Source organism: Streptomyces sp. NBC_01520 (genome assembly GCF_045040375.1).
GTDB lineage: Bacteria > Actinomycetota > Actinomycetes > Streptomycetales > Streptomycetaceae > Streptomyces.
The window spans coordinates 3,468,633-3,493,112 of record NZ_CP109404.1; the positions used below are offsets into that span (position 1 = coordinate 3,468,633).

Consider the following 24,480-nt stretch of genomic DNA (forward strand, 5'->3'; position numbering starts at 1 on the left):
GAGCTGTGGGGGCTCGGGGTCAGGGGCGCTCCAGGATCGCCGTCACCCCCTGGCCGCCCGCGGCGCAGACCGAGATGAGGCCCCGGCCGGGTGCGTCCCGTTCCGCGAGGAGCTTGGCCAGGGTCGCCACGATCCGGGCTCCGGTCGCGGCGAACGGATGGCCCGTGGCGAGGGACGATCCGACCACATTCAGCTTGTCCCTGGCGACGGGTGCCAGGCCCCGTCTCTCCCAGGAGGCCAGCGTGGCGAGGACCTGGGAGGCGAAGGCCTCGTGGATCTCGAAGAGGTCGAAGTCCTCGATGGTGAGCCCGGCGCGCTCCAGCATGCGCGGGACGGCGTACGCGGGCGCCATCAGCAGCCCGTCCTCGCCGTCCACGTGGTCCACGGCCGCCGTCTCGTACAGCGACAGGTAGGCCAGCGGCTCCAGGCCATGGGCCTCGGCCCACTCCTCGCTCGCCAGCAGCACGGTGGCCGCACCGTCCGTGAGGGGGGTCGAATTGCCCGCCGTCATCGTCGCGTCGGGGTGATCGGCACCGAACACCGGCTTCAGCGTGGCGAGTTTCTCCACGGTGGAGCCGGGCCGCAGATTCTGGTCGCGGTCCAGGCCGAGGTACGGGACGACGAGGTCGTCCAGGAAGCCCCGCTCGTAGGCCGCGGCGAGCCGCTGGTGGCTGGTGGCCGCCAGCAGGTCCTGGTCCGCGCGGGGGACGCCCCACTTCCGGGCGGTGACCGCGGCATGCTCGCCCATCGAGAGGCCGGTGCGGGGTTCGGCGTTGCGCGGGATGTCCGGGACGAGGTGGCGGGGGCGTACGCCCGCCAGGGCCTTGAGCCGGCCGCCCGTGGACTTCGCGCGGCGCGCGTCCAGCAGGATCCTGCGCAGCTGGTCGTTGACGCCGAGGGGGGCGTCGCTCGTGGTGTCCGCACCGCCCGCGATCGCGGAGTCGACGGCGCCGAGCGCGATCTTGTTGGCAGCCGCGACGACGGCCTGCAGTCCGGTCCCGCACGCCTGCTGGATGTCGTACGCCGGGGTGCGGGGGTCGAGGGCGGAGCCGAGGACGGTCTCGCGGGCCAGATTGAAGTCCCGGCTGTGCTTGAGGACCGCGCCCGCGACGAACTCGCCCACCTGCCGTCCGCCCAGGCCGAACCGCTCGACGAGCCCGTCCAGCGCGGCGCTGAGCATCTCCTGGTTGGAGGCACGCGCGTACGGGCCGTCGGAGCGTGCGAACGGGATGCGGCTGCCGCCGAGAACGGCGACGCGGCGGGGCTGCGGAAGTCCGAGGGGAATCAACTCGACCAGCTCATCTCGACCAGCTCCTGACTCTTGAGTAACATTACTCAGGAGTAAATCTACGATGAGCAGGGAGTCTGGACAATGGCCGACCGCTATCTGCACCTCACCGGCACAGCACCCGGCCGCTTTCTGACCCGCAGGCTCGGGCTCCCGCAGCCCGAGCGACTGCGCCGCTGGACAGTGGGCACACCGGCCCTCGACGGGCCGTTGCTGCACCTCACAGCGGGCGGGTCGGCCCTGAAGGGCACGCTCGAACCGGTCCTCGCGGCCACCGGCCTGAAGGTCACCGAGCACGCCGGACGCCCGGCGGGCATCGTCGTTGACGCGACCGGAATCACCACGGCCGCCGGGCTCGGGGACCTGCACGCCGCACTCCACCCCGTCGTACGGTCCCTGGCGACCGGCGGCCGTGTCGTCGTCCTCGGCACACCACCGTCCCCCGACGACCACCACCAGGCGGCCGCCCAGCAGGCCCTCGAAGGATTCGTCCGCTCGCTCGGCAAGGAGATCGGCAGGGGTGCCACCGCGCAGCTGCTGCGCATCGCCCCGGGGGCCGCCGCCTCCGCCGAGTCCACGCTCCGCTTCCTGCTGTCCCCCCGGTCCGCGTACGTCAGCGGCCAGGTCATCGAGCTCACCGCGGCCGCCCCCGGCCCGGTGGCCGACTGGCTGGCACCGCTGGCCGGGCGCACCGCGCTGGTCACCGGCGCGGCCCGTGGCATCGGCGCGTCGGTCGCCTCCGTGCTGGCGCGCGACGGCGCCCGGGTGATCTGCCTGGACGTCCCGCAGGCCGAGGAGGAGCTGATCCGCACCGCGGACCGGCTCGGCGCCACCGCCCTGCCGCTGGACATCACCGCGCCCGACGCCGCCGCCCGGATCGCCGAGTCGGTCCCCGACGGCCTCGACGTCCTCGTCCACAACGCGGGCATCACCCGGGACCGGCGGCTCGCCAACATGCCCGCCGACCGCTGGGCCTCGGTCATCGAGGTCAACCTGGACAGCGTCCTGCGCACCACGGACGCCCTCCTCGACGCGGGCTCGGTCAACCGGGGTGGCCGAATCGTCGCCACCGCGTCCATCGCGGGGATCGCCGGCAACAACGGCCAGACCAACTACGCGGCGAGCAAGGCGGGCATCATCGGACTGGTCCGCTCCCTCGCCCCGCGCGCCGCCGCCGACCACGACGTCACCGTCAACGCGGTCGCGCCCGGCTTCATCGAGACGAAGATGACGGCCGCCGTGCCGCTCTTCATCCGGGAGGCCGGCCGCCGGATGAACTCGCTGTCCCAGGGCGGGCTCCCGATCGACGTCGCCGAGACCACCGCCTGGTTCGCCCAGCCCGCGTCGAGTGCCGTCAACGGCCAGGTCGTGCGGGTCTGCGGCCAGAGCCTGCTGGGGGCCTGATCCCATGGCCGGCCTGAGCGTGTCCCTCGTACGCGGGGCCGTCACCTCCCCGTTCAAGCGACCGGGGCGCCCCGGCGCCACACTGCCCACCGGCCGCACGGCGCTGCCGCCCGGCCGCGTCGCCCCCGGCCCCCTCGCCGCCTACCGCAGGATCTGCGGCTTCACCGAGCCGGACGCGCTGCCGCTCACCTACCCGCACGTCCTGGGCTTCCCCCTGGCCATGCGCGTCATGACGGGGCGGGCCTTCCCGCTACCGGTGCTGGGGCTGGTCCACACCTGGATCGAGATCACCGCCCACCGCACCCCGCGCCCGACGGACGCGCTCGAACTGAGCGTGTACGCCGAAGAGCTGACGCCCCATCGGCGGGGCACGGAGGTCACGATGGTGACCGAGGCACGGCTGGCGGGGGACCTGGTCTGGGAGTCCCGCAGCGGCTACCTGTCCCGGCACACGACCACCTCCGCCGCCTCTCCGCACGCGGCGGCTCCGACGGACCTCCCCGCCGTGGCGGAGTGGCGGCTGCCCGGCGACCTCGGGCGGCGGTACGGGGCCGCGTCGGGCGACCGGAACCCCATCCACCTGCACCCGCTGACGGCACGGCTGTTCGGCTTCCCCCGGCACATCGCCCACGGCATGTGGACCGTCGCCCGCTGCCTCGCGGAAGCGGAAGCGGAAGCCGAAGCGGCAGCGAAAGCCGGTGCGGGGGGAGCTGAGGGGACCGACGGCCGGATCCGTTCCCTACGGGCCGACTTCAGGGCTCCCGTCCTGCTGCCGGCCACCGTGACGTACGCCGCGGCGGGTTCCGCCTTCGAGGTCCGCGGCACCGACCGCGTCCACCTCACCGGCAGCATCACCCGGGAGGCCGGCTGACAGCCCGCCGGGTCACTCCCCCCGGGACTGCCAGCCGCGGCCGTGCATGAGGTTCTCCAGGCCCGCCCAGGAGAAGTTCATCAGGGTGCCCGCGGCCTCCTTGGCCGAGACGCCCGGAGTGACGTTCGCCCATCCGGCGAGCGCCTCCGCGGCACCCACCAGCGCCTGCGCGAGCCCGGCCACATCACGGTCGGGCAGCGCGGGATCATGGTGCGCCTCACGCGCCGCGGCCCCGATCAGACCCGTCACGAACGCAATGATCTCCTCCCGCAGCACCGCGACCTCGCTGACGAACGGCTCCCCCTGTGAGGGCGCCTGCTGGTGCAGCACGGCCCAGCCGTCCGGGTTCTCCGCGGTGTGCGTGAAGAACGCCCGTAGCCCGGACCACAGTTGCCGGTCCGCGGGCAGCCCCGGCTCCACTCCGGCCTGCACCGCCTCCACCAGCGACTTCGCCTCACGGCGGATGCACGCGGTGAAGAGTTCCTCCTTGGAATTCAGATACAGGTAGACCAACGGCTTGGAGACTCCGGCCGACTCGGCGATCTCGTCCATCGAGGCGGCGCGGTATCCGCGCTGCCCGAAGGTCCGCACCGCCGCGTCCATCATCTGCTGCTCGCGCACCGCGCGTGGCATCCGTTTGCTCTTCACTGCACTCATGTCCAACTCCCCTCCCCGCCCCCACTGCCCTACCTCTCGGTAAGAGTACGGCGCGGCTCCCGCCCCCGTCGTACGGAAGGGGCGCGGCCCGGCCACGATGACCGGTAGTCGTCCACCCTCCCCCGACGGGGTGCCCCGTACGCCCCAGGTACCCCGCGGAATCACACCTTGGTCCGATGCTTTCGTCCGATACCTCCGCCTAGTGTCCCTGGCATGACGATCAGACTCCGCAGAAGAACGGCCGTCGTCGCCCTCACCGCGCTGGCCCTGCTGACCACGCCCGCCGTCACCGCCCACGCCCTGTCCGGCCCCGCACCCACCCCTGCCACATCCGCCGCCACGCTCGAACTGCCCCGCCCGACCGGCCCGTACGCCGTCGGCACCGAGGTCCTGCACCTCACCGACCACAGCCGCACCGACCCCTGGGTGCCCGAAGCCGGGGACCGCGAGCTGATGGTGTCCCTGTACTACCCCGCCCGCCCCGGACGGCCGGGCGCCACCGCCCCGTACATGACCACCGGCGAAGCCCGGCTGGTGCTGGCGAACATCGGTCTGGAAGTCCCCGTGCGGCCGACGGCGCTCAGCGAGCTCGGCACCCACGCCCGCACCGGCGCCCGGACGGCACCCCGGCGGTTCCCTCTGGTGCTGCTCTCCCCCGGATTCGGCAATCCCCGGGCGACGGTCACCTCACTCGCGGAGGACCTGGCAAGCCGCGGTTACGTGGTGGCGAGCGTCGACCATGCCTACGAGTCCGTCGGGACCGAGCTGCCCGACGGCCGGCTCCTGACCTGCGTGGCCTGCGAGAAGATAGCGTCCGCGCCTTCCGAGGAGGCCCAGGAGGAACTGGGCAGGCTCCTCTCCACCGGACGGGCCGCCGACCTCTCCTTCGTACTCGACCGGCTGACGGGCCACCGTCCCGCCTGGAAGCACTCCCGCATGATCGACGGGGCCCGGGTCGCCGTGGCCGGCCACTCCATCGGGGGCAGTGCGGCCGCCTCCGCGATGCTCGCCGACCCGCGCTTCGACGCGGGGGTCAACATGGACGGCACGTTCAAGGAACGCGTTCCCGCTTCCGGTCTCGGCGAGCGCCCCTTCATGATGCTGGGCACCACGTCCTTCCACTCCCCCGGCGGCGAGGACGAGTCCTGGGACCAGGGCTGGGAGCGGCTGGACGGCTGGAGGCGCTGGATCGGTGTCGAGGGCTCCGGCCATTCCAGCTTCACGGACGTACCCGTCCTGGAGGACCGGATGGAGGTGACGCTGGACCCCTCGGTCACGATCTCCACCGAACGACAGGTCCGGATCACCCGTGACTACGTCGCCGCCTTCCTCGACCAGCACCTGTACGGCCGGCACCAGCCACTCCTGGACGGCCCGACACCGGGCAACCCCGAGGTCGTCTTCCAGCAGCCCTGACCCCGGCGACACAGGAGCGCCCCGGCTCCCTAAGGGGCCGGGGAGCGCCGGGACGCACCCTGGATCCTGTGGATGGGCGCGTACCGCAGGAGCAGTCTCTTCTGCCCGGTCCCGTCGAAGTCGACGGTCGCCTTGGCCGACGTCCCGTCACCCGACACCGAGATCACCGTTCCTCTTCCGAAACCCTCGTGGCTGACTTCGTCTCCGACCGAAAGCTTCACCAGGCGCATGAGGCAATCGTCCCCTGCCGCGAACCGGACGTGCCCTGCACCCCCCGTCCGGGGGTGCAGGGCACGTCCTTTTCACGAACCGGGTGACATCACGCGGGGACGGGCACGCCCGGCGGCTTCGCGTCCTGGACCTCGACCTCGATCTCGTCGACCGGGGAGGCCGACGCCGAGTTGTACGCGTCGTGGTCGAGGATCTTCTCGCGGGCCGCGACGATCACCGGCACGAGCGCCTGGCCGGCCACGTTCGTGGCGGTGCGCATCATGTCCAGGATCGGGTCGATGGCCATCAGCAGGCCGACACCCTCCAGCGGGAGGCCCAGCGTCGACAGGGTGAGGGTCAGCATGACCGTCGCACCGGTGAGACCGGCGGTGGCCGCCGAGCCGATGACCGAGACGAACGCGATCAGCAGGTAGTCGCCGATGCCCAGCTGCACGTCGAAGATCTGCGCGATGAAGATCGCCGCCAGCGCCGGGTAGATCGCGGCGCAGCCGTCCATCTTCGTGGTGGCGCCGAACGGGACGGCGAAGGACGCGTATTCCTTCGGGACGCCGAGACGCTCGGTGACCTTCTGGGTGACGGGCATCGTGCCGACCGAGGAACGGGAGACGAAGGCGAGCTGGATCGCGGGCCAGGCGCCCTTGAAGAACTGGAGCGGGCTGACCTTGGCGACGGTGGCGAGCAGCAGCGGGTAGACGCCGAACATCACCAGGGCGCAGCCGATGTAGACGTCGGCGGTGAACGTGGCGTACTTGCCGATCAGGTCCCAGCCGTAGTCCGCGATCGCGTAGCCGATGAGGCCGACGGTGCCGATCGGGGCGAGGCGGATGACCCACCACAGGGCCTTCTGGAGGAGCTCCAGGATCGACTCGCTGAGCGTGAGGATGGGCTTGGCCTTCTCACCGAGCTGGAGCGCGGCGACACCGGCGACGGCGGCCATGAAGACGATCTGCAGGACGTTCAGCTCGGTGAACGGCGTGATCACGTTGTCCGGGATGATGCCGGTCAGGAAGTCGAGCCAGGAGCCCTTGCCCTCGGGGAGCTTGCCGTCCTTCGGGGTGAGACCGGTACCGGCGCCCGGGTTGGTCACCAGGCCGATCGCGAGACCGATCGCGACCGCGACCAGCGACGTGATCATGAACCAGAGCAGGGTGCGGGTGGCCAGCCTGGCCGCGTTGTTGACCTTGCGCAGGTTGGTGATCGACACCAGGATCGCGAAGAAGACGAGGGGCGCGACGGCCAGCTTCAGCAGCTGGACGAAGATGTGGCCGACCTGGTCGAGCGTGGTGTAGAGCCAGTCGACGTCCTGGCTGCGGGCGAGCCAGCCGAGCAGGACACCGAGGACCAGACCGGCGACGATCTGGGCCCAGAACGGGACGCGGGGTATGCGGAAGCCGGAGCCGGAAGGCTTTCCGGCGTCGGTCGTGGTGGGGGGCGCGGAATTCGCGGACACGGGCACTCCAGACGGGACGCATCGGAACGTACGAGGACAGGCGTACGGTCGTGCGGTCGAGCGGGGGACGGGGGTGCGGCGCCCGCGTCAAGGGCGGCGCCGCTGCATGATGCCGGTTCAGACGTCGCGGCAACAGACCGCGGACATACAGCGGCAGAGATCGACGTGCAGGCGCACCACGAGCGGGGCGCTCATGGCGTGGCGGGGGCGCGCTGCTGCGTTCATGACGAACACGTTAACACTTGAACTTTGAGGACCTCAAAGCTCCGCTTTGATCAACAGGCGGCCTGCGAGGGGCGCCGGACGGCCGGCCGGCACCCCTCAGAACGCCGAAACCCCGGCACTGGAGCGCGTCGCTCCGGTCCGGGGTCTTCGTGCGTACGGGGTGCTGGGTGTGAGGAACCTTACGCGGCCCTTATCGGGTGACGCTGTCCTCGCGCGTGCGGTTCGCCTCGAGCCTGGCCTTGGTCCGGTCGACCGTGGAGATGAGCTGCTCGGACATCTCGTCGCGCTGCTTGCGCAGCAGGATGAAGCTGAGCGGCGCGGAGAGCAGCAGGCCGAGCAGGACGACCCAGACGGCGTTGGAGCCGCCGACCCCCGCGGGCAGGACACCGAAGTGGACCGCCACGCCGGAGACGAAGAAGCAGCCGACGAAAATCAGCAGGCGCATCGCGGTGTACCGGATTGTTGCGCTCGGCTTGGCAGCGGACACGGCTGGCCTTCTCTCTACGTCCGACGTTCCTGCGGTTGTTCGGTGTGCGGTCGTTCAGTCTGTGGTTCCGCCCGACCAGTGAAGCATGCCCCGAAATCCGATCACTTCTCAGGGTTCCCCCGGAGCGTCGCGCCCACCTCCGGGGCCTCCTGCGGGAAGAGCGGGAGCAGCATGATGATGTCGTCGCGGTAGTCGTCGTCGGCGACCCGGATGGCGTTCGGGACCCGGCCCACCTCCTTGTATCCGCAGGAGGCGTAGAAGCGGTCGGCCCCGGTGCCGCCCCGGCAGGTGAGCCGGATGGCGTCGATGCCGTGGATGCCGCAGGCCGCGTCCGCGGCGGCGGCCATCAGTTCACGCCCGTAGCCCTTGCCCTGGTGGCGCGGGTGGACCATCACCGTGTAGAGCCGGAGCCAGTGGCGCATCAGCCGGTGGGTGTTGAGGGTGAGGAAGGCGGTGGCGGCCACCGCGCCGTCCTCGTCGCGGCCGACGACCAGCCGGGTCCGGCCGTCGACCATCCCGGAGAGGTGCGTGACCAGCTCCGGCCGGACGTCCCCGGCGGTGACCGGCGGCACGAGGCCGACGGCTCCGCCGGCGTTGGTGACGTCGACCCAGAGGGCGGTGATGTCGTCCCGCAGTGCGCGGTCGAACGAGGGATCCACCTCGAATGTAAGTGCCATACGCGCAGATTAACTATTACGATCCGCGCCCTCAAACCATGTCCAGAACGCGAGAAGGCCCCGGCCGTGGACGGCTGGCCGGGGCTGTCGCGCGGCGTCGGTCGGGGGTGACTCAGACGCGCATCGGCTGCGGCGACTCACGCCGCTCCGCGTCCGGTCCCGGGTATTCGCGCAGGATCTCGTACCGGGTGTTGCGTTCCACGGGCCGGAAGCCCGCGTCCCGGATCAGGTCCAGCAGATCCTCACGGCCGAGCTTGTTCGGCGTGCCGTAGTCGTCCGCGTCGTGCGTGATCTTGTACTCGACGACCGAGCCGTCCATGTCGTCCGCACCGTGCTGGAGCGCGAGCTGGGCGGTCTGCACGCCGTGCATCACCCAGAACACCTTGACGTGCGGGACGTTGTCGAAGAGCAGCCGCGAGACGGCGAAGGTCTTGAGCGCCTCCGCGCCGGTCGCCATCGACGTCCGGGCCTGGAGCGTGTTGCGGACCTTGCCGTCCTTCATGTCCACGAAGTCGTGCTGGTAGCGCAGCGGGATGAAGACCTGGAAGCCGCCGGTCTCGTCCTGCATCTCACGCAGGCGCAGCACGTGGTCGACGCGGTGACGGGGCTCCTCGATGTGCCCGTACAGCATCGTCGCCGGGGTCTTGAGCCCCTTCTCGTGCGCCAGACGGTGGATGCGCGACCAGTCCTCCCAGTGGGTGTTGTGGTCGACGATGTGCTGGCGGACCTCCCAGTCGAAGATCTCCGCGCCGCCGCCGGTCAGGGACTCCAGACCGGCGTCGATCAGCTCGTCGAGGATCTCGGAGGCCGAGAGCCCGGAGATCGTCTCGAAGTGGTGGATCTCCGTCGCCGTGAACGCCTTGAGCGCCACCTCGGGCAGCGCCTCCTTGAGCGCGCTGAGCGAGCGGGGGTAGTAGCGCCACGGGAGGGTCGGGTGCAGCCCGTTGACGATGTGCAGCTCGGTGAGGCTCTCGCCCTGCATCGCCTTGGCGAGACGGACGGCCTCCTCGATGCGCATCGTGTACGCGTCCTTCTCGCCCGGCTTGCGCTGGAACGAGCAGTAGGCGCAGGACGCCGTGCACACGTTGGTCATGTTGAGGTGACGGTTGACGTTGAAGTGGACGACGTCGCCGTTCTTCCTCGTACGCACCTCGTGGGCCAGCCCACCGAGCCAGGCCAGGTCGTCGGACTCGTAGAGCGCGATCCCGTCCTCGCGGGTCAGCCGCTCACCGGCCCGGACCTTCTCCTCCAGCTCGCGCTTGAGTCCCGCGTCCACCAGTGCCCCTCTCATATCTCTACGTAACAGACTCCGGCAGCCAACCGTACGCCTATGCCTCGTCCGGAAGTTCCCCGACCCGGTTCTCCCACTTGGTCGAGAGCACGACCGTGGTGCGGGTCCGGGAGACCCCCTTCGTGCCGCTGAGCCTGCGGATCGTCCTCTCCAGACCGTCCACGTCACCGACCCGGACCTTGAGCATGAACGAGTCGTCACCGGCGATGAACCAGCAGTCCTCGATCTCCGCCAGGTCCTTCAGCCGGTGCGCCACGTCCTCGTGGTCGGCGGCGTCGGAGAGCGAGATACCGATCAGCGCGGTGACGCCGAGCCCCAGGGACGCGGCGTCGACGGTCGCGCGGTAGCCGGTGATGACACCGGCGGTTTCCAGCCGGTTGATGCGGTCGGTGACGCTGGGCCCGGAGAGCCCGACGAGCCGTCCGAGCTCGGCGTACGAGGCCCTGCCGTTCTCTCTGAGGGCCTGGATGAGCTGCCTGTCCACCGCGTCCATATGACTGAAACCTTCCATTGTTCAGCAGTACCGCGAGTTTACGTGTAGAATCTAAGGCATAACAGGGTTCACGCCCTGCGAATCTTTCAGATCATCCAAGAAAAGCTTTCGAATCTTCAGGAGTGAACTTCACCGTGTACACGATCGAGATGGCCTACGCCCGGATGCGCGAGCTGCAGGACCTGGCCAACCGCTCGCGTGCCCACCAGCCGGCCGCGGCCCACCGCGTCGACAAGGCCCGCGCCCCGCGCGCGGCCAAGAAGCGCTGACCGGCCGGACCACCCCTCATACACGGGAGCCGCCACCGAGCTCCCCTTCCCACCGGCGGTACAGCTGGTGCGGCACACCTGCCGCGTCCAGCACCCGCCCGGCGACGAAGTCCACCAGATCCTGGATGTGCGTCGCCCCCGCGTAGAACGCCGGAGAGGCGGGCAGCACCACGGCGCCCGCCTCGTCGAGCGCCACCATCTGCTTCAGCGTCTGGCCGCCGAGCGGCGTCTCGCGCACGGCGACGACCAGCTTCCGCCGCTCCTTGAGCGTCACGCTCGCGGCCCGTTGCAGCAGGTCCTTCGAGAGTCCGAGCGCCACCCCGGCCACACAGGCCGTCGACGCCGGGACGATCAGCATCCCCTTCGCCGGGTACGAACCCGAGGACGGCCCCGCCGCCAGGTCGCCGGCCGCCCAGTGCCGCACCCGGCCGAGCCCGTCGTCGCCCACCGCGAAGGTGTCCGGCTTGCCGTCCGCCCCCCGGGCCAGCCACGTGCGCAGGTCCTCGCGCCAGTGCGCGTCACGGAAGGCGATCCCCGTCTCGTCCAGCAGCGTCAGCCGCGAGGCGCGGCTCACCACCAGGTCGACGCTCTCCCCCGCGGCCAGCAGCCCCCGAAGGACCGAGGCCGCGAACGGGGTACCCGATGCGCCCGACACCCCGACAATCCAAGGCCTGCGCTGCTGCTGACTCACTGAACTCCCGGATTCCACACCACCGAGCCTATCCGGCACCGGTCTTCAGGAACCGAGCCAGGTGCTCCGTACGTTGCGACAGACGAGGGAACAGCCATGGACAGGGGGCACCCGTGCGCACACACACCACCACGACCGCCACCGCACGAGCCGTCACGGCCGGTGCGGTCATGTCGGCCTGGATCGCGCTGCTGTGGCTGCTGGAAGGCATCGACACGATGACCGGCCACTCCCTGGACACCTACGGCATCAGCCCCCGCGAGCCCTCCGAGCTCCTCGACGTGGTGCCCGCCGCGTTCCTGCACAGCGGCTGGGAGCACGTGGCCTCCAACAGCGTCCCGCTGCTGGTCCTCGGATTCATCGCCGCGCTCGCCGGGATACGCAGGTTCGCCGCCGTGGTCCTCGTGGTGATCGTCACGGGCGGCCTCGGCGTCTGGCTCACCGCGCCGCCGGACACGGTCACGCTCGGCGCGTCCGGAGTGGTCTTCGGCCTCTTCGGCTATCTGCTGGTCCGCGGGTTCGTGGACGGGCGTCCGCTCGACATCGTGGTCGGCGTGGTCATCGCCGCCGTCTACGGCTCACTGCTCTGGGGCGTCCTGCCGACCGACTCCGGCATCAGCTGGCAGGGCCACCTCTTCGGCCTCATAGGCGGGGTGGCGGCGGCCTTCGTCCTCCGCCGCCCCCGCCGGCCGGCCGGTGCCGTCACGGTGTGAGGGCCAGGCCTGAAGGTCACGGCGTGAGGATCACGGCGTGAGGATCACGGCGTGAGGATCACGGCGTGAGGATCACGGCGTAAGGATCACGGCGTAAGGATCACGGCGTAAGGATCACGGCGTAAGGATCACGGCGTAAGGATCACGGCGTAAGGCCGCGCACCAGCAGGTCGAGCAGCGCACAGGCGAACAGCGCGATCCCGATGAAGCCGTTGACGGAGAAGAACGCCCGGTTCAGCCGGGACAGGTCGTGCGGTCGCACGACCCGGTGCTCGTAGACGAAGGCCACGGCGACGATCACCATGCCGATCCAGTAGAAAAGACCCGCGTCCGTCGCCAGGCCGAACCACACGAGCAGTCCGGTCGTCACCGCGTGGCAGACCCGCGCGCCCCACAGCGCCGCGGGGATACCGAAGCGCGCCGGGAAGGAGAGCACCCCGTGGGCCCGGTCGGCCTGCACGTCCTGGCAGGCGAAGATCAGGTCGAAGCCGCCGATCCAGATCCCGACGGCGAGCCCCAGGACGACCGCGTCCCAGGACCAGCTGCCGGTCACCGCCAGCCAGGCGCCGATCGGCCCGATGGCCTGGGCGAGGCCCAGGATCGCGTGCGGGAAGTTCGTGAACCGCTTGCCGTACGGGTAGACGACCATCGGTACGACGGCGACCGGAGCCAGGATCAGACAGAGCGGGTTCAGCAGGGCGGCGGCCCCGAGGAACACCACGACGGCGATGATCGCGCCCGTCCAGGCCGACCTGACCGACACCGCCCCGGTGACCAGCTCGCGACCCGCCGTACGCGGGTTACGGGCGTCGACCTCCCGGTCGATGATCCGGTTGGCGGCCATCGCGAACGTACGCAGCCCGACCATGGCGACGGTCACGAGCAGCAGCGTGCCCCAGTGGATGTCCTTGTCCAGCTGGAACATCGCGGTCAGCGCGGCGATGTACGCGAAGGGCAGCGCGAAGACCGAGTGCTCGATCATCACCAGCCGCAGGAACGCGCGGGGCTTGCTGCGCGGCTGCGGTACGGCGGCGGCGGAGGCTGAGGCGCTCACAGGCCGTACTCCTTCCAGCGGCGGTCGACCTTCGCCGCCGTGTCCGGGTCGGACTCGACCATCTCGGGCCAGCCCCCGTCCCGGGTGTAGCCCTCCTCGGGCAGCTTCCGCGTCGCGTCGATGCCCGCCTTGCCGCCCCAGAACTGCTGGTACGAGGCGTGGTCGAGATGGTCGACCGGCCCTTCGGTGAGCAGCAGGTCGCGGGCGTAGTCGGTGTTGCCGAGCGCCCGCCAGGCGACCTCGTGCAGGTCGTGGACGTCGCAGTCGCCGTCCACGACCACGATCAGCTTGGTCAGCGACATCATGTGCGCGCCCCAGACGGCACTCATCACCTTCTGGGCGTGCTTCGGGTACTTCTTGTCGATCGAGATGATCGCGCAGTTGTGGAAGCCGCCCGCCTCGGGCAGGTGGTAGTCGACGATGTCCGGGATGATGATCTTGAGCAGCGGCAGGAAGAACCGCTCGGTGGCCCGCCCCAGCGGGCCGTCCTCGGTCGGCGGCCGGCCCACCACGATGGACTGCAGCAGCGGGCGCTTGCGCATGGTCACGCAGTCGATCGTCAGCGCGGGGAACGGTTCCTGCGGTGTGTAGAAACCGGTGTGGTCGCCGAACGGGCCCTCGGGCAGCATCTCGCCCGGCTCCAGCCAGCCCTCGATGACGACCTCGGCCTGCGCCGGGACCTGCAGCGGGACGGTCTTGCAGTCGACCATCTCGATCCGCTTGCCCTGGATGAAGCCGGCGAAGAGGTACTCGTCGATGTCCCCGGGCAGCGGCGCCGTGGAGGCGTACGTCACCGCGGGCGGCGCGCCGAACGCGATGGCGACGGGCAGCCGCTCGCCGCGCCGGGCCGCGACCTGGTAGTGGTTCCGGCTGTCCTTGTGGATCTGCCAGTGCATCCCGATGGTGCGCTTGTCGTGGCGCTGGAGGCGGTAGAGCCCCAGATTGCGGATGCCGGTCTCGGGGTCCTTGGTGTGCGTGAGGCCCAGGTTGAAGAAGGAGCCGCCGTCCTCGGGCCAGGTGAAGAGCGCGGGCAGCTGCTCCAGGTCCACGTCGTCGCCGGTCAGGACGACCTCCTGGACGGGGGCGCTCTCGCTCTTCACCTTCTTCGGCGGCAGGTGCGTCACCGCGCCGAGCTTCCCGAACGCCTCACGGATCCCGACGAAGCCCTGCGGAAGCTCCGGCTTGAGGAGCCCGCCGATCTTGTCGCTGATCTCGGCGTAGGACTTCAGCCCGAGCGCCTTGAGCAGCCGTCTGTCCGTCCCGAAGACATTCATGGCCAGGGGCATGGACGCCCCCTTGACGTTCTCGAAGAGCAGGGCGGGCCCACCCGCCTTGTTCACCCGGTCGACGATCTCGCCGACCTCCAGATACGGGTCGACCTCGGCCTTGATGCGCTTGAGATCGCCCTCGCGCTCCAGAGCCCGGAGCAGGGAGCGAAGATCGTCGTAAGCCATGCCGTCCAGTTTGGCATCCTCCCTGGCAAAGCCTGCCAGGGCTCCCCCACCTCAGCCATCGGCTGCTGCGGTTGCACTCCGGGAACCCGGTGGCCTGGTTGACGCTTCGCTGCCCCGGCCGACACCTGGAGGGCTCCACGTCCCGTAACCGCCATGCCCGGCGGCCAGTGTGGTCTTCGCCCCGACGACGTCTGCGTCCGCCTGGTCCTTGCTCAAGGCAACCGAACAGCACACCGGCGAGTCACTCGTCGACTCGCGCATGTTCGCTTCCGCGCCGGCTGCCGCCCCGATCTGCTCGCCGCCAGCTCCCACCTGCTCGCGGTGGGCCGTAACCGACAACAGCTACCCTGGGCCCGTCACCGGGGCGGGACAGTGCGCCCCCTCACCTCTTCTCGGGGGGACCTTCCACGATGCTCAGGGCCTTGATCTACCTTCTGCCGCTGGCGCTGACGATCTACGCGTTCATCGACTGCCTGAACACCCCGGAGGACGAGGTCAAGCACCTGCCGAAGGTGGCCTGGGTCTTCATCATCCTGCTGTTCTGGATCGTCGGCCCGATCGTCTGGCTCGCCGCGGGCAAGACCCGGGCCAACCGGGGCGGGGGCGGTACGCCCTCCGAGTGGCACCGCAACCGCCGCACCACGTGGGTGGCGCCGGACGACAATCCGGACTTCCTCAAGTCGCTGAAGGACGAGAAGGCCGACGAGAAGACCGAGAAGGCCGAAGCCGCCGAGGGCGAGAAGGACGAGGCGGAACTCAAGGACTGGGAGGCGGACCTGCGCCGCCGCGAGGAGGAGATCAAGCGCCGCGAGGGCGGGGCGGGATCCGGGGACGCCTCCTCGTGAGGGACCCGGCGTGCGCTCCTCACGGTTGCGGACCCGGCGTGCGCTCCTCACAGTGACGGACCCGCGTGCGCTCCTTCTCGTGAAGTACCCCCGTGCGCTCCTTCTCGTGAAGGAGCCCGCAGGCTCATGACGAAAGCAGCTGCCCCAGCCGGTTGAGCAGGGGCAGCAGCGCCGTGCGCTCCTGCGGGGTGAGCGCCTCCAGAGCGCCGTGCACGACGCGCATCTCGGCACGGATGCGGCGAGCCAGCTCGGTGCCGTCAGCCGTCCGGGCGGCGACCTTGGAGCGGCGGTCCTCGGCGGACGGGGTGCGGGTGACCAGGCCCCGGGCCTCCATACGGCCGATGAGGCCGGTGGCGTTGGACGCGTCGCACACCAGGTGATGGGCCAGCGCACTCATGGGCATGGGCTCGTTGAGGGCGATCAGCGCCCTCGCCTGCGAGGTGCTGAGGCCGTGGCGGGCGGCGACGGCCGTGAGGTCGTCGTGGTGGCCGCGGACGACGACCGCGAGGGGTTCCAGGAGTTCGTCCGGAGTAGGGACGGCGCGGGGTGCCGGTTCCGTCGTCATGGTTCGGTCATCCTTCGATCGGTACGCGTGGCCCGGAGGCCCGGAACAGTATCCGCCACACACCGCATTAATTTGACATGCTCAACTTTTGGCAGTTACATGAACAATATTGCTTGATTATATCAAGCTTCGCTCACCGCCAGCATCTCGCGTCTCGTAGGGAGCCCCCCATGCCCTCCGTACTCTTCGTCCTCACCGGTGCCGACCACTGGACCCTCAACGACGGCACCACCCACCCCACCGGCTTCTGGGCCGAGGAGCTCGCCGCTCCGCACCGCGTCTTCACCCTGGCCGGATTCGACATCACCGTCGCCACCCCGGGCGGCGTGGCCCCCACCGTGGACGCCGCCAGCCTCGCAGCAGAGGCCAACGGGGGCCAGGAGCAGGCCGACGCCGTCGCCTCCTACCTCGCGTCGATCGACGAGACGCTCCGCATCCCCGCCCGGCTCGATGACGTCGTCCCCACCTCGTACGACGTGGTCTTCTACCCCGGCGGCCACGGCCCCATGGAGGACCTGGCCGTCAGCGAGGTGTCCGGCCGGCTCCTCACCGCGGCCCTGGACTCCGGCGCGCACCTGGGCATTCTGTGCCACGCCCCCGCCGCGCTGCTGGCCGCCCGCCGCGAGGACGGCAGCTGGCCCTTCGCCGGCTACCGCCTGACCGGATTCAGCAACACGGAGGAGACCCAGGCCGGTCTGGCCGCCAAGGCCCCCTGGCTGCTGGAGAACCGGCTCGTGGAGCTCGGCGCCGACTACTCCGCCGGGGACCCCTGGGGGCCCCACACCGTGCACGACCGCAATCTGCACACCGGTCAGAACCCCGCCTCCTCCGAGCGGCTGGCCCGCGAGATCCTGGCGGCCCTGTGATGAGCGCCGCCATGACCGCGGAAACCGTGGCCAGGACCGTGAAAACCGCCGGGAGGACCGTGGAGACCGCCGGGACGGCGGAGACTGCGGCCGAGGTCGTCGCCCGCCTCCGGGCCACCTTCCGCACCGGACGCACCAAGGGCCTCGACTGGCGCACCGCCCAGCTGACGCGGCTGCGCGCCCTGCTGACCGAGGCCGGTGACGAGCTGGCCGAAGCCCTCCGGGCCGACCTCGGCAAGAGCCGCAAGGAGGCCTACCGGACGGAGATCGACTTCACCGTCCGCGAGATCGACCACACCCTGGAGCGGCTGGAGGACTGGCTGCGCCCCGAGCCCGCCCCCGTACCGGCGGCTCTCGCCGGGGCGTCCGCGCACACCGTGCAGGACCCGCTCGGCGTCGTCCTCGTCATCGCGCCGTGGAACTACCCGGTGCAACTGCTGCTCGCACCCGTCGTCGGTGCGCTGGCCGCGGGCAACGCCGTGGTCGCCAAGCCCAGCGAGCTGGCGCCCGCGACCTCGGCCGCCGTGGCCCGGCTGCTGCCGCGCTACCTGGACACGGACGCGGTCGCCGTGGTGCAGGGCGCGATCCCGGAGACCACCGCGCTGCTCGCCGAGCGCTTCGACCACATCTTCTACACCGGCAACGGCACGGTCGGCCGGATCGTCATGACCGCCGCCGCCCGCCACCTCACTCCGGTCACCCTCGAACTGGGCGGCAAGTCACCGGTGTTCGTCGACCGTGACACGGATCTGCCGACGGTGGCCGCCCGGCTCGCCGCGGGAAAGTTCCTCAACGCGGGCCAGACGTGCGTCGCCCCGGACTACGTCCTGACCGACCCGGAGACCGCGCCCGCCCTCGCCGACGCGCTCGCGACGGCGGTCGAGGGGCTGTACGGGCAGGACGCCTCGGCGCACCCGGAGTACGGGCGGATCGTGAACGGGCGCCACTTCGACCGGCTGGTGGGGCTCCTGGACTCCGGCCGTACGGTCACGGGCGGCGGCCATGACCGGTCCGCCAGGTACATCGCGCCGACCGTGCTGGCCGATGTGGCGCCGGACGCCCCCGTGATGCGCGAGGAGATCTTCGGCCCCGTGCTGCCGATCGTGACGGTCGACGGTCTGGACGAGGCCATCGGCTTCATCAACGACCGGGACAAGCCGCTGGCGCTGTACGCCTTCACGCAGTCCCCCGCCGTACGGGAGCGGCTGCTGGCCGAGACCTCGTCGGGCGGGGTGGGTGTGGGCCTGCCGCTGGCCCATCTGACCGTGTCCGACCTGCCGTTCGGCGGGGTCGGCGAGAGCGGCATGGGCAACTACCACGGCCGGTACTCGCTGGAGACGTTCAGCCACCGCAAGGCGGTCCTGGACACCCCGCTGACCCGGTGACCCCGCCGTACGCCACGTGGCTCGCGGTCGCGCTCGCCGAAGCCAGGGAGGGCTTCGGCGAGGGCGGCGTCCCGGTCGGCGCCGCCCTGTACGGGGCGGACGGCACCCTGCTCGGCCGGGGCCGCAACCGCCGTGTCCAGGACGGTGATCCGTCCCTGCACGCGGAGACGGCGGCGTTCAGGGCGGCGGGCCGGCAACGCTCGTACCGGGGCACGACGATGGTGACCACGCTCTCGCCCTGCTGGTACTGCAGCGGGCTGGTCCGGCAGTTCGGGATCTCCCGGGTGGTGATCGGTGAGGCGGAGACCTTCCACGGCGGCCACGACTGGCTGGCCGGGCACGGGGTGGAGATCGTGCTGCTCGACGACCCGCGGTGCACCGCGCTGATGCGCGCCTTCGTCCGCGACCGCCCGGACCTGTGGAACGAGGACATCGGCGCGGATTCCGGCGGTTCCGGCGGCTCGGGCGCCTCCACCGGGGAATGACGAAGGGCGCGGTCCGCGTCCACGGACCGCGCCCCTCTCCTCGTGCTGTGCTCAGACCCCGGCGTAGGAGTGCTTGCCGGTGACGAAGATGTTCACGCCGTAGTAGTTGAAGAGCCAGCAGCCGAAGGCGATCAGCGCCAGGTAGGCGGCCTTGCGGCCCTTCCAGCCGGCCGTGGCGCGGGCGTGCAGGTAGCACGCGTACGCGACCCAGGTGATGAAGGACCAGACCTCCTTGGGGTCCCAGCCCCAGTAGCGGCCCCAGGCGTCGCCCGCCCAGATCGCGCCCGCGATGATCGTGAACGTCCACAGCGGGAAGACGGCCGCGTTGATGCGGTACGAGAACTTGTCGAGGGTCGACGCGGCGGGCAGCCGCTCCAGGACCGACCGGGCGAAGGCGCCCGGGTTCCCGCCGTTGGCCAGCTTGTTCTCGTAGCGGTCACGGAACAGGTAGAGCAGGGTCCCGACCGCGCCGAGGTAGAAGACGGCACCGCAGAAGATGGCGGTGGAGACGTGGATCCACAGCCAGTACGAGTGCAGCGCGGGCACCAGCTGGGCGCTGTCGGTGTAGAGCCAGGTGGTGGCGATGCCCAGGTCCAGCAGGACCGTGGTGACCAGCATCAGGCCGATCCAGCGGACGTTCTTCTTCAGCGCCAGGAGGACGAGGTAGGCACCGACGGCCACCGTGGAGAAGGTGATCGAGAACTCGTACATGTTGCCCCAGGGGGCACGCTGCACCGACAGGGCGCGGGCGACGACGCCGCCGGCCTCGACGGCGAAGGCCACGACGGTCAGGGAGACCGCGATCCGCCCCCACAGGTCGCCCTTGACGGTGCCGCCCGCCGCGCCGGGGCCGTCCGGGACGTCCCGGGTCCCGGTCGCGGCACGGGTAACGACCTTCGGGCGGTCCAGGACCGCGGTGCCGCCGCTTCGCTGCGTGGTGTTCACCGCGGAACCGGCGGCGGCCGATCCGGTCAGCGCGGCCGCGGTCCGGCCGACCTTGCTGCGGCTGCCGAACACCCACTCCGCGATGTGCGCGAAGAAGGCCAGCATGTAGACGGCCATCGACGAGTAGATCAGCGTGTTGCTGATGTTCGCGAGACTCTCGTTGGTTGCGGCGGCGAGATTCACTTCTCAGCCCCTTCGGCAGGTTCTTCGGAAGGTTGTCCGGGCGCGGATCCGGTGGAGGACGCGGTGGGCGTCACGGTGTGGAGCGCGCCCGCGAGATCGGCCAGCTCCTCGGGGAGCTTCGTGGACTCGCTGCGGCCGAGGCCGGCCATCTCGACGACGGTGACGCCGTCCGCGCCCCGTACGGCCCGCACCCACACCCGGCGGCGCTGGATGAAGAGCGATCCGGCGAGGCCGATGACGGCGGCGACGGAGCCGGTGAGGGCCCAGCCGCTGGCGGGCTGGCGCGAGATCTGGAAGCTGGCCCACTCCTCGACGCCCTCGAAGGTGACCGAGCCCGCACCGTCCGGGAGCTTCATGGTCTCGCCGGGGCGCATGCGCTGCTTGAGCTTGTCCCCGTTGGCGTCCTTGAATTCCTTCATCTTGGACGTGTCCAGCTGGTACACGTTCTGCGGCAGGCCGGAGTCGACGCCCAGGCTGCCGTAGTAGCCGTTGAGCGCGAGCACCGGATAGTCGGCGCCGGGGAACTGCGAGAACATCGTGCCCTTGCCGTCACCGGCGAACGTCGGGACGAAGAACGCCTGGAAGCCGAGCTGGGTCTTCTTGCCGTCGGCCCCCTTGTAGCCGTCCATCACCTTGATCGCACCGGTGGAGGTGACGTTGTTGTCGATGGGCAGCAGGGGTACGGCGGTCCGGTAGATCTCCTTGCCCTTGCCGTCCTTGACGGAGATGACGGGGGCGTAGCCGTGCGCGTTGAGGTAGACCTTCGTGCCGTCGACGACGAGCGGCTCGTTGACCTTGATGATCCGCTTCTCCGGTGCGCCGTCCGCGCCCGCGGAGTACGTCACCCGGGCCTCGTAGGTCCGGGGCGTGCCGCGCTGGGGGCCGCTGCGCTCGTACGTGCCGATGAAGTCGTCCAGGGTGAAGCTGAACGGGGCGAGGTCGCCGGTGTCGAAGAGCGAGCCGGACTTGAAGTCGTCGTACTGGGTGAGGGTGTTGGAGAAGCCGTCGCCCTCGACGACCAGCTTGCCGCCCTCGGACTTGAAGAGCTGCCCGCCGGCGAAGGACACCAGCATGACGATCAGCGCGATGTGGAACATCAGGTTCCCGGCCTCGCGCAGATAGCCCTTCTCGGCGGCCACCGCGTCGTCCACCTCGTGCGAGCGGAAACGCCGCTCGCGCAGGACGGCGAGCGCGGCCTCACGGACCTGCTCGGGTTCGGCGTCGGTGCGCCAGGTGGTGTACGCGGGCAGCCGGTCCAGCTTCTTCGGGGCGCCGGGCGGCCGGCCGCGCAGCTGCCCGACGAACTGGCCGGTGCGCGGGACGATGCAGCCGATCAGGGACACGAACAGCAGGATGTAGATCGCGGAGAACCACACCGAGCTGTAGACGTCGAAGAGCTGCAGCTTCTCGTAGATCGGGGTGACGGTGGTGTGGGCCTCCTTGAAGGTCTGCACCTTCAGTTCGTCCACGCTGTTCTGCGGGATCAGCGAGCCGGGGATGGCGCCGAGCGACAGCAGGAAGAGCAGGATCAGCGCGACCCGCATCGAGGTGAGCTGCCGCCAGAACCAGCGGGTCCATCCGACGACGCCCATCGCGGGTGCGGGTACGGAGGACGAGAACGTGGGCTCCTCACGCGGGGCGGTGGAGAGCTGGGCTCCGGCCTCGCCGAGGTCACGCTCGTCCGTGGTGTTCGTGTTGCTCATGGACTCAGATCCCCACAGTGAAGCCGTTGGACCAGACCTGCATCTCCTGGATGAGCATGTCCCAGATGCCCGTCAGCAGGAGTATCCCGGTCGCGATCATCATGCCGCCGCCGATGCGCATGACCCATGCGTAGTGGCGCTTGACCCAGCCGAACGCGCCGAGCGCCCGGCGGAAGGCGAGCGCAGCCAGGACGAAGGGGACGCCGAGCCCGAGGCAGTACGCCACGGACAGGACCGCCCCGCGCCCCGCGGTCGCCTGCTCGAACGCGAGCGCGTTGACGGAGGCGAGCGTCGGGCCGAGGCACGGCGTCCAGCCGATCCCGAAGAGCGCACCGAGCAGCGGTGCGCCCGCCAGCCCGGTCACCGGCCTCTTGTGGATGCGGAATTCGCGTTGCGTCATCCAGGGCATCAGGCCCATGAAGAAGATCCCCATGAGGATCATCAGCACGCCGAGGACCTTGGAGAGCATCCCGCTGTAGCCCTGGAGGGTCTGGCCGAAGTAGCCGAAGAGCGCGCCGCCGGAGACGAACACGACGGTGAAGCCGAGCACGAAGAGCGAGGCTCCGGCGACGGTCCTGCCCCGCCGGGCCTCGGCCAGATCGGCGCCGCTGACACCGGTGACGTAGCTGAGGTAGCCGGGCACCAGCGGCAGGACGCACGGCGAGAAGAAGGAGACGAGTCCGCCGAGCAGTGCGATGGGCAGCGCCACGAGCAGGGCGCCGCCCATCACGGTGTCGTTGTATCCGGATACCGCGGCCAGCTGGAGCACTGGATCACTTCTCCGCGATCAGCGGGTCGATCATCTCGCGGAGCGTCGTCGCGTCGAGGGCGGCCAGCGAGCGGGCGGCGAGCTTCCCGTCCCGGTCGACGACGACGGTCGACGGGATGGCCTTCGGGTTCAGCGTGCCCTTCGGGAAGCGCAGGAGCAGCTTCCCGGTCGGGTCGTAGAGGCTCGGATAGGTGACCCCGAAGTCCTCCTCGAAGTTGGTCGCGAGGGTCTTCCGGGGGTCCCGGGTGTTGACACCGACGAACTGGACGCCCTGGTCCGCGGTCTCCTGCGACACCTTCTGGAAGTGCTTGGCCTCGGCGCGGCAGGGGCCGCACCACGATCCCCAGAAGTTCAGGACGACGACCTTGCCCTTGTAGTCGGTGACGTCGAGCGCCTTGCCGTCCAGGGTCGTGCCGTCGAGCTTCGGCGCATCCGTGCGGTCCGCCTTGGCCACGGTGGAGATCCCGCCGCCGCCGGTGACGAAGTTCGTGTTGCCGCCGCCGCCGGCCTTGCTGCCGTCACCGCTGCACGCGGACAGGGTCAGGGCACCTGCCACCGCTGTGGCGGCGAGCAGGGTGAAGCGGCGTCGGGGTGCGCGGCCAGAGCTCATGTGAAAAGTTTCGCATGGCAGTTCCAGGGATCTCCCGCACCCCCCTCGATGCCCGTAAAGCCCCTTGTCAAGCCTGTTTGAAGAAGGTGTTCCAGCCGCCGTCCGGCGACTGCCCGACCTCCAGGGTCCGAAGCTTCGCGAGCACCGCCGGATCCTGCACGTCGAGCCAGTCGACGAACTGCCGGAAGGAGACGAGCCGCACATCCGGCTTGCCCGCGATCTTTTTGATCACTTCCTCGACGGCGTCCATATAGATACCGCCGTTCCACTCCTCGAAGTGGTTGCCGATGTAGAAAGGCGCGCGATTCGTCTCGTAGGCGCGCTCGAAACCGGCGACATAGGCACCGGTGGCCTGGGTGCGCCAGCCGGGATAGCGCGAGGGCATGCCGTTGGTCGAATTCTTCGACTGGTTGGCGAGGATGTTGTAGTCCATGGAGAGGACTTCGAAGGTGTGACCGGGGAACGGCACACCCTGCAGCGGGAGATCCCAGATTCCCTGGCGCTTCTCCGGCCACATCTGCCGGCCGCCGGGTGAGCTCGCGTCGTAGCGCCAGCCCAGCTGTTTCGCCGTCGGCAGGAGATTGTCCTGGCCGAGCAGACAGGGCGTACGGGCGCCGACGAGTTCCTTGCGGTAGTCGAACGGCAGTGGATCGAGGCCGTTCCAGCCGGTGTTCGTCCGCCATTCGGTGACAAAGGAGATCGCCTGGTCGATTTCGCTCTGCCATTGCGCGGGTGACCAGTTGCCGACGGATCCCGAACCGCCGCAGAAATGCCCGTTGAAGTGTGTGCCGATCTCGTGCCCGTCGAGCCAGGCCTCACCGACGTACTTCAGGGTCTGCTTGACGTGGTCGTCGGTCAGGTAGCCGATGTCGGAGGCACCCCTGGGGTTGCCCGGCGGGCGGTACAGGGACTTCTTCGACTCGGGCAGCACGTACAGCCCGGAGAGGAAGAAGGTCATCGCCGCGTCGTGTTCCCGGGCGAGTTCGAGGAAACGCGGGAAGAGACCGTTGCCGACCTCGCCTGCCCCGTCCCAGGAAAAGATCACGAACTGCGGCGGCGTCTGGCCGGGTTCGAGCGGAACGGGGGCAGCGGGCTGATTCGGCTGCTTTCCGGTGTCCGCCGTGGAACCGTCACCGATGAGCCTGACGTTCTTCTTGGGAGATCCCCCGGCGTTCCCGTGCGTTCCCTTGTCGCCCTTGTCGCCCTTGGAACTCCTGTCGGCGCCGGAATGCCCGCCGCCCGAAGAGCCGAAAGGGCCACAGCCGGTCATCGTGAGTGCGGCTGCGGCCCCGAGTCCCGCTCCGAGCAGTCCCCTTCGTTCGATATCAGGCATAGCATCCCCATCTGCGGTCGTTTTACCTCTTTGCCATACAAACTGGCGATGGCTTAGATGAGGAAAGCAACACGATGGTTCCGCCGATAATCACAAAAATTGTTACGTGACCAGACCCTT

General features: G+C 70.0%; 26 protein-coding genes. 9 read left to right on the forward strand and 17 right to left on the reverse strand.

Annotated elements, in window-relative coordinates:
* Positions 1 to 19 precede the first annotated feature (19 nt).
* Positions 20 to 1,297 carry an acetyl-CoA C-acetyltransferase gene (locus tag OG524_RS15590; protein WP_405812464.1) on the reverse strand — a complete coding sequence of 426 codons (1,278 nt, stop codon included), beginning with the start codon at positions 1,295 to 1,297 and terminating at the stop codon, positions 20 to 22.
* A 75-nt stretch (positions 1,298 to 1,372) separates the two neighbouring features.
* Here OG524_RS15590 and OG524_RS15595 point away from each other — a divergent pair, with 75 nt between their 5' ends.
* Both OG524_RS15595 and OG524_RS15600 read left to right on the forward strand, forming a co-directional pair.
* A complete protein-coding gene (locus OG524_RS15595) occupies positions 1,373 to 2,692 on the forward strand; it encodes a 3-oxoacyl-ACP reductase (RefSeq protein ID WP_405390214.1) in 1,320 nt (439 codons plus the stop codon).
* A 4-nt stretch (positions 2,693 to 2,696) separates the two neighbouring features.
* A complete protein-coding gene (locus OG524_RS15600; RefSeq protein WP_405810698.1) occupies positions 2,697 to 3,563 on the forward strand; it encodes a MaoC family dehydratase in 867 nt (288 codons plus the stop codon).
* Between the two features lie 12 nt (positions 3,564 to 3,575).
* On the opposite strand, the gene OG524_RS15605 is transcribed toward OG524_RS15600, so the two are convergent.
* Positions 3,576 to 4,220, reverse strand: coding sequence for a TetR/AcrR family transcriptional regulator (locus OG524_RS15605; protein ID WP_405390212.1), 645 nt, complete (start codon positions 4,218 to 4,220; stop codon positions 3,576 to 3,578).
* A gap of 213 nt (positions 4,221 to 4,433) precedes the next feature.
* Between OG524_RS15605 and OG524_RS15610 the strand changes: the two genes are divergently transcribed.
* Positions 4,434 to 5,636, forward strand: a complete 1,203-nt coding sequence (locus tag OG524_RS15610) for an alpha/beta hydrolase family protein (RefSeq protein ID WP_405390211.1) — start codon at positions 4,434 to 4,436, stop codon at positions 5,634 to 5,636.
* Positions 5,637 to 5,665: 29 nt separating this feature from the next.
* On the opposite strand, the gene OG524_RS15615 is transcribed toward OG524_RS15610, so the two are convergent.
* The 6 genes from OG524_RS15615 to OG524_RS15640 form a co-directional block, all read right to left on the reverse strand.
* Positions 5,666 to 5,866, reverse strand: a complete 201-nt coding sequence (locus OG524_RS15615; RefSeq protein WP_405810701.1) for a hypothetical protein — start codon at positions 5,864 to 5,866, stop codon at positions 5,666 to 5,668.
* A gap of 89 nt (positions 5,867 to 5,955) precedes the next feature.
* A complete protein-coding gene (locus tag OG524_RS15620; protein ID WP_405810702.1) occupies positions 5,956 to 7,317 on the reverse strand; it encodes a dicarboxylate/amino acid:cation symporter in 1,362 nt (453 codons plus the stop codon).
* A 415-nt stretch (positions 7,318 to 7,732) separates the two neighbouring features.
* Positions 7,733 to 8,029: a DUF4229 domain-containing protein gene (locus OG524_RS15625; protein WP_384500320.1), complete on the reverse strand. Its 297-nt coding sequence runs from the start codon at positions 8,027 to 8,029 to the stop codon at positions 7,733 to 7,735.
* Positions 8,030 to 8,130: 101 nt separating this feature from the next.
* Positions 8,131 to 8,706 (reverse strand): GNAT family N-acetyltransferase, encoded by a 576-nt coding sequence (locus OG524_RS15630; RefSeq protein ID WP_405390208.1) that lies wholly within the window; start codon positions 8,704 to 8,706, stop codon positions 8,131 to 8,133.
* Positions 8,707 to 8,818: 112 nt separating this feature from the next.
* Positions 8,819 to 9,982, reverse strand: a complete 1,164-nt coding sequence (gene mqnE, locus OG524_RS15635) for an aminofutalosine synthase MqnE (RefSeq protein ID WP_405393182.1) — start codon at positions 9,980 to 9,982, stop codon at positions 8,819 to 8,821.
* Positions 9,983 to 10,034: 52 nt separating this feature from the next.
* On the reverse strand, positions 10,035 to 10,490 hold the full coding sequence (locus OG524_RS15640; protein WP_405390207.1) for an Lrp/AsnC family transcriptional regulator: 456 nt from the start codon (positions 10,488 to 10,490) through the stop codon (positions 10,035 to 10,037).
* 122 nt (positions 10,491 to 10,612) lie between these two features.
* On the opposite strand from OG524_RS15640, the gene OG524_RS15645 reads away from it, so the two are divergent.
* Complete coding sequence (locus OG524_RS15645) at positions 10,613 to 10,759, forward strand: hypothetical protein (protein ID WP_384500314.1); 147 nt, start codon at positions 10,613 to 10,615, stop codon at positions 10,757 to 10,759.
* Positions 10,760 to 10,775: 16 nt separating this feature from the next.
* Here OG524_RS15645 and OG524_RS15650 read toward each other — a convergent pair whose 3' ends face one another.
* Positions 10,776 to 11,450 carry a UbiX family flavin prenyltransferase gene (locus OG524_RS15650; RefSeq protein ID WP_405390206.1) on the reverse strand — a complete coding sequence of 225 codons (675 nt, stop codon included), beginning with the start codon at positions 11,448 to 11,450 and terminating at the stop codon, positions 10,776 to 10,778.
* Positions 11,451 to 11,620: 170 nt separating this feature from the next.
* On the opposite strand from OG524_RS15650, the gene OG524_RS15655 reads away from it, so the two are divergent.
* Positions 11,621 to 12,163, forward strand: a complete 543-nt coding sequence (locus OG524_RS15655) for a rhomboid family intramembrane serine protease (RefSeq protein WP_405393181.1) — start codon at positions 11,621 to 11,623, stop codon at positions 12,161 to 12,163.
* 142 nt (positions 12,164 to 12,305) lie between these two features.
* Here OG524_RS15655 and mqnP read toward each other — a convergent pair whose 3' ends face one another.
* Entirely contained in the window at positions 12,306 to 13,217 is a 912-nt protein-coding gene (mqnP, locus tag OG524_RS15660) for a menaquinone biosynthesis prenyltransferase MqnP (RefSeq protein WP_405390205.1), read from the reverse strand.
* A complete protein-coding gene (locus OG524_RS15665; protein WP_405390204.1) occupies positions 13,214 to 14,671 on the reverse strand; it encodes a menaquinone biosynthesis decarboxylase in 1,458 nt (485 codons plus the stop codon). Before OG524_RS15665 ends, mqnP begins: the two co-directional genes overlap by 4 nt.
* Before the next feature lie 410 nt (positions 14,672 to 15,081).
* Here OG524_RS15665 and OG524_RS15670 point away from each other — a divergent pair, with 410 nt between their 5' ends.
* Positions 15,082 to 15,516, forward strand: a complete 435-nt coding sequence (locus OG524_RS15670; RefSeq protein ID WP_405390203.1) for a PLD nuclease N-terminal domain-containing protein — start codon at positions 15,082 to 15,084, stop codon at positions 15,514 to 15,516.
* 124 nt (positions 15,517 to 15,640) lie between these two features.
* On the opposite strand, the gene OG524_RS15675 is transcribed toward OG524_RS15670, so the two are convergent.
* Complete coding sequence (locus OG524_RS15675) at positions 15,641 to 16,081, reverse strand: MarR family winged helix-turn-helix transcriptional regulator (protein WP_405390202.1); 441 nt, start codon at positions 16,079 to 16,081, stop codon at positions 15,641 to 15,643.
* Positions 16,082 to 16,251: 170 nt separating this feature from the next.
* On the opposite strand from OG524_RS15675, the gene OG524_RS15680 reads away from it, so the two are divergent.
* From OG524_RS15680 to OG524_RS15690, 3 genes are read left to right on the forward strand one after another with little or no spacing between them, the layout of a single operon-like run.
* On the forward strand, positions 16,252 to 16,947 hold the full coding sequence (locus OG524_RS15680) for a type 1 glutamine amidotransferase domain-containing protein (RefSeq protein ID WP_405390201.1): 696 nt from the start codon (positions 16,252 to 16,254) through the stop codon (positions 16,945 to 16,947).
* Between the two features lie 11 nt (positions 16,948 to 16,958).
* Complete coding sequence (locus OG524_RS15685) at positions 16,959 to 18,332, forward strand: aldehyde dehydrogenase family protein (RefSeq protein ID WP_405390200.1); 1,374 nt, start codon at positions 16,959 to 16,961, stop codon at positions 18,330 to 18,332.
* Positions 18,329 to 18,817: a nucleoside deaminase gene (locus tag OG524_RS15690; RefSeq protein WP_405390198.1), complete on the forward strand. Its 489-nt coding sequence runs from the start codon at positions 18,329 to 18,331 to the stop codon at positions 18,815 to 18,817. The genes OG524_RS15685 and OG524_RS15690 overlap by 4 nt, the downstream gene beginning before the upstream one ends.
* 51 nt (positions 18,818 to 18,868) lie before the next feature.
* Here OG524_RS15690 and ccsB read toward each other — a convergent pair whose 3' ends face one another.
* The 5 genes from ccsB to OG524_RS15715 all read right to left on the reverse strand — a co-directional run bounded on the left by ccsB (position 18,869) and on the right by OG524_RS15715 (position 24,360).
* Positions 18,869 to 19,945 (reverse strand): c-type cytochrome biogenesis protein CcsB, encoded by a 1,077-nt coding sequence (gene ccsB / locus OG524_RS15695; RefSeq protein ID WP_405390197.1) that lies wholly within the window; start codon positions 19,943 to 19,945, stop codon positions 18,869 to 18,871.
* Positions 19,942 to 21,648, reverse strand: a complete 1,707-nt coding sequence (locus tag OG524_RS15700) for a cytochrome c biogenesis protein ResB (RefSeq protein WP_405390195.1) — start codon at positions 21,646 to 21,648, stop codon at positions 19,942 to 19,944. The genes ccsB and OG524_RS15700 overlap by 4 nt, the downstream gene beginning before the upstream one ends.
* Positions 21,649 to 21,652: 4 nt before the next feature.
* Entirely contained in the window at positions 21,653 to 22,375 is a 723-nt protein-coding gene (locus tag OG524_RS15705) for a cytochrome c biogenesis CcdA family protein (RefSeq protein WP_405393180.1), read from the reverse strand.
* A gap of 46 nt (positions 22,376 to 22,421) precedes the next feature.
* Entirely contained in the window at positions 22,422 to 23,027 is a 606-nt protein-coding gene (locus OG524_RS15710) for a TlpA family protein disulfide reductase (RefSeq protein ID WP_405810708.1), read from the reverse strand.
* A 67-nt stretch (positions 23,028 to 23,094) separates the two neighbouring features.
* The gene (locus OG524_RS15715) at positions 23,095 to 24,360 is read right to left on the reverse strand and encodes a hypothetical protein (RefSeq protein WP_405390193.1); all 1,266 of its coding nucleotides are present in this window, start codon (positions 24,358 to 24,360) and stop codon (positions 23,095 to 23,097) included.
* Positions 24,361 to 24,480: the final 120 nt, after the last annotated feature.

Excerpts from the sequence above, each read along its gene's own strand:
- OG524_RS15595 (WP_405390214.1), top strand. The coding sequence starts at position 1,373 with ATGGCCGACCGCTATCTGCACCTCACCGGCACAGCACCCGGCCGCTTT.
- OG524_RS15600 (WP_405810698.1), top strand. The coding sequence starts at position 2,697 with ATGGCCGGCCTGAGCGTGTCCCTCGTACGCGGGGCCGTCACCTCCCCG.
- OG524_RS15605 (WP_405390212.1), bottom strand. The coding sequence starts at position 4,220 with ATGAGTGCAGTGAAGAGCAAACGGATGCCACGCGCGGTGCGCGAGCAG.
- OG524_RS15610 (WP_405390211.1), top strand. The coding sequence starts at position 4,434 with ATGACGATCAGACTCCGCAGAAGAACGGCCGTCGTCGCCCTCACCGCG.
- OG524_RS15615 (WP_405810701.1), bottom strand. The coding sequence starts at position 5,866 with ATGCGCCTGGTGAAGCTTTCGGTCGGAGACGAAGTCAGCCACGAGGGT.
- OG524_RS15630 (WP_405390208.1), bottom strand. The coding sequence starts at position 8,706 with ATGGCACTTACATTCGAGGTGGATCCCTCGTTCGACCGCGCACTGCGG.
- OG524_RS15640 (WP_405390207.1), bottom strand. The coding sequence starts at position 10,490 with ATGGACGCGGTGGACAGGCAGCTCATCCAGGCCCTCAGAGAGAACGGC.
- OG524_RS15655 (WP_405393181.1), top strand. The coding sequence starts at position 11,621 with ATGTCGGCCTGGATCGCGCTGCTGTGGCTGCTGGAAGGCATCGACACG.
- OG524_RS15665 (WP_405390204.1), bottom strand. The coding sequence starts at position 14,671 with ATGGCTTACGACGATCTTCGCTCCCTGCTCCGGGCTCTGGAGCGCGAG.
- OG524_RS15670 (WP_405390203.1), top strand. The coding sequence starts at position 15,082 with ATGCTCAGGGCCTTGATCTACCTTCTGCCGCTGGCGCTGACGATCTAC.
- OG524_RS15675 (WP_405390202.1), bottom strand. The coding sequence starts at position 16,081 with ATGACGACGGAACCGGCACCCCGCGCCGTCCCTACTCCGGACGAACTC.
- OG524_RS15680 (WP_405390201.1), top strand. The coding sequence starts at position 16,252 with ATGCCCTCCGTACTCTTCGTCCTCACCGGTGCCGACCACTGGACCCTC.
- OG524_RS15685 (WP_405390200.1), top strand. The coding sequence starts at position 16,959 with ATGACCGCGGAAACCGTGGCCAGGACCGTGAAAACCGCCGGGAGGACC.
- OG524_RS15700 (WP_405390195.1), bottom strand. The coding sequence starts at position 21,648 with ATGAGCAACACGAACACCACGGACGAGCGTGACCTCGGCGAGGCCGGA.
- OG524_RS15705 (WP_405393180.1), bottom strand. The coding sequence starts at position 22,375 with ATGGGCGGCGCCCTGCTCGTGGCGCTGCCCATCGCACTGCTCGGCGGA.
- OG524_RS15710 (WP_405810708.1), bottom strand. The coding sequence starts at position 23,027 with ATGAGCTCTGGCCGCGCACCCCGACGCCGCTTCACCCTGCTCGCCGCC.
- OG524_RS15715 (WP_405390193.1), bottom strand. The coding sequence starts at position 24,360 with ATGCCTGATATCGAACGAAGGGGACTGCTCGGAGCGGGACTCGGGGCC.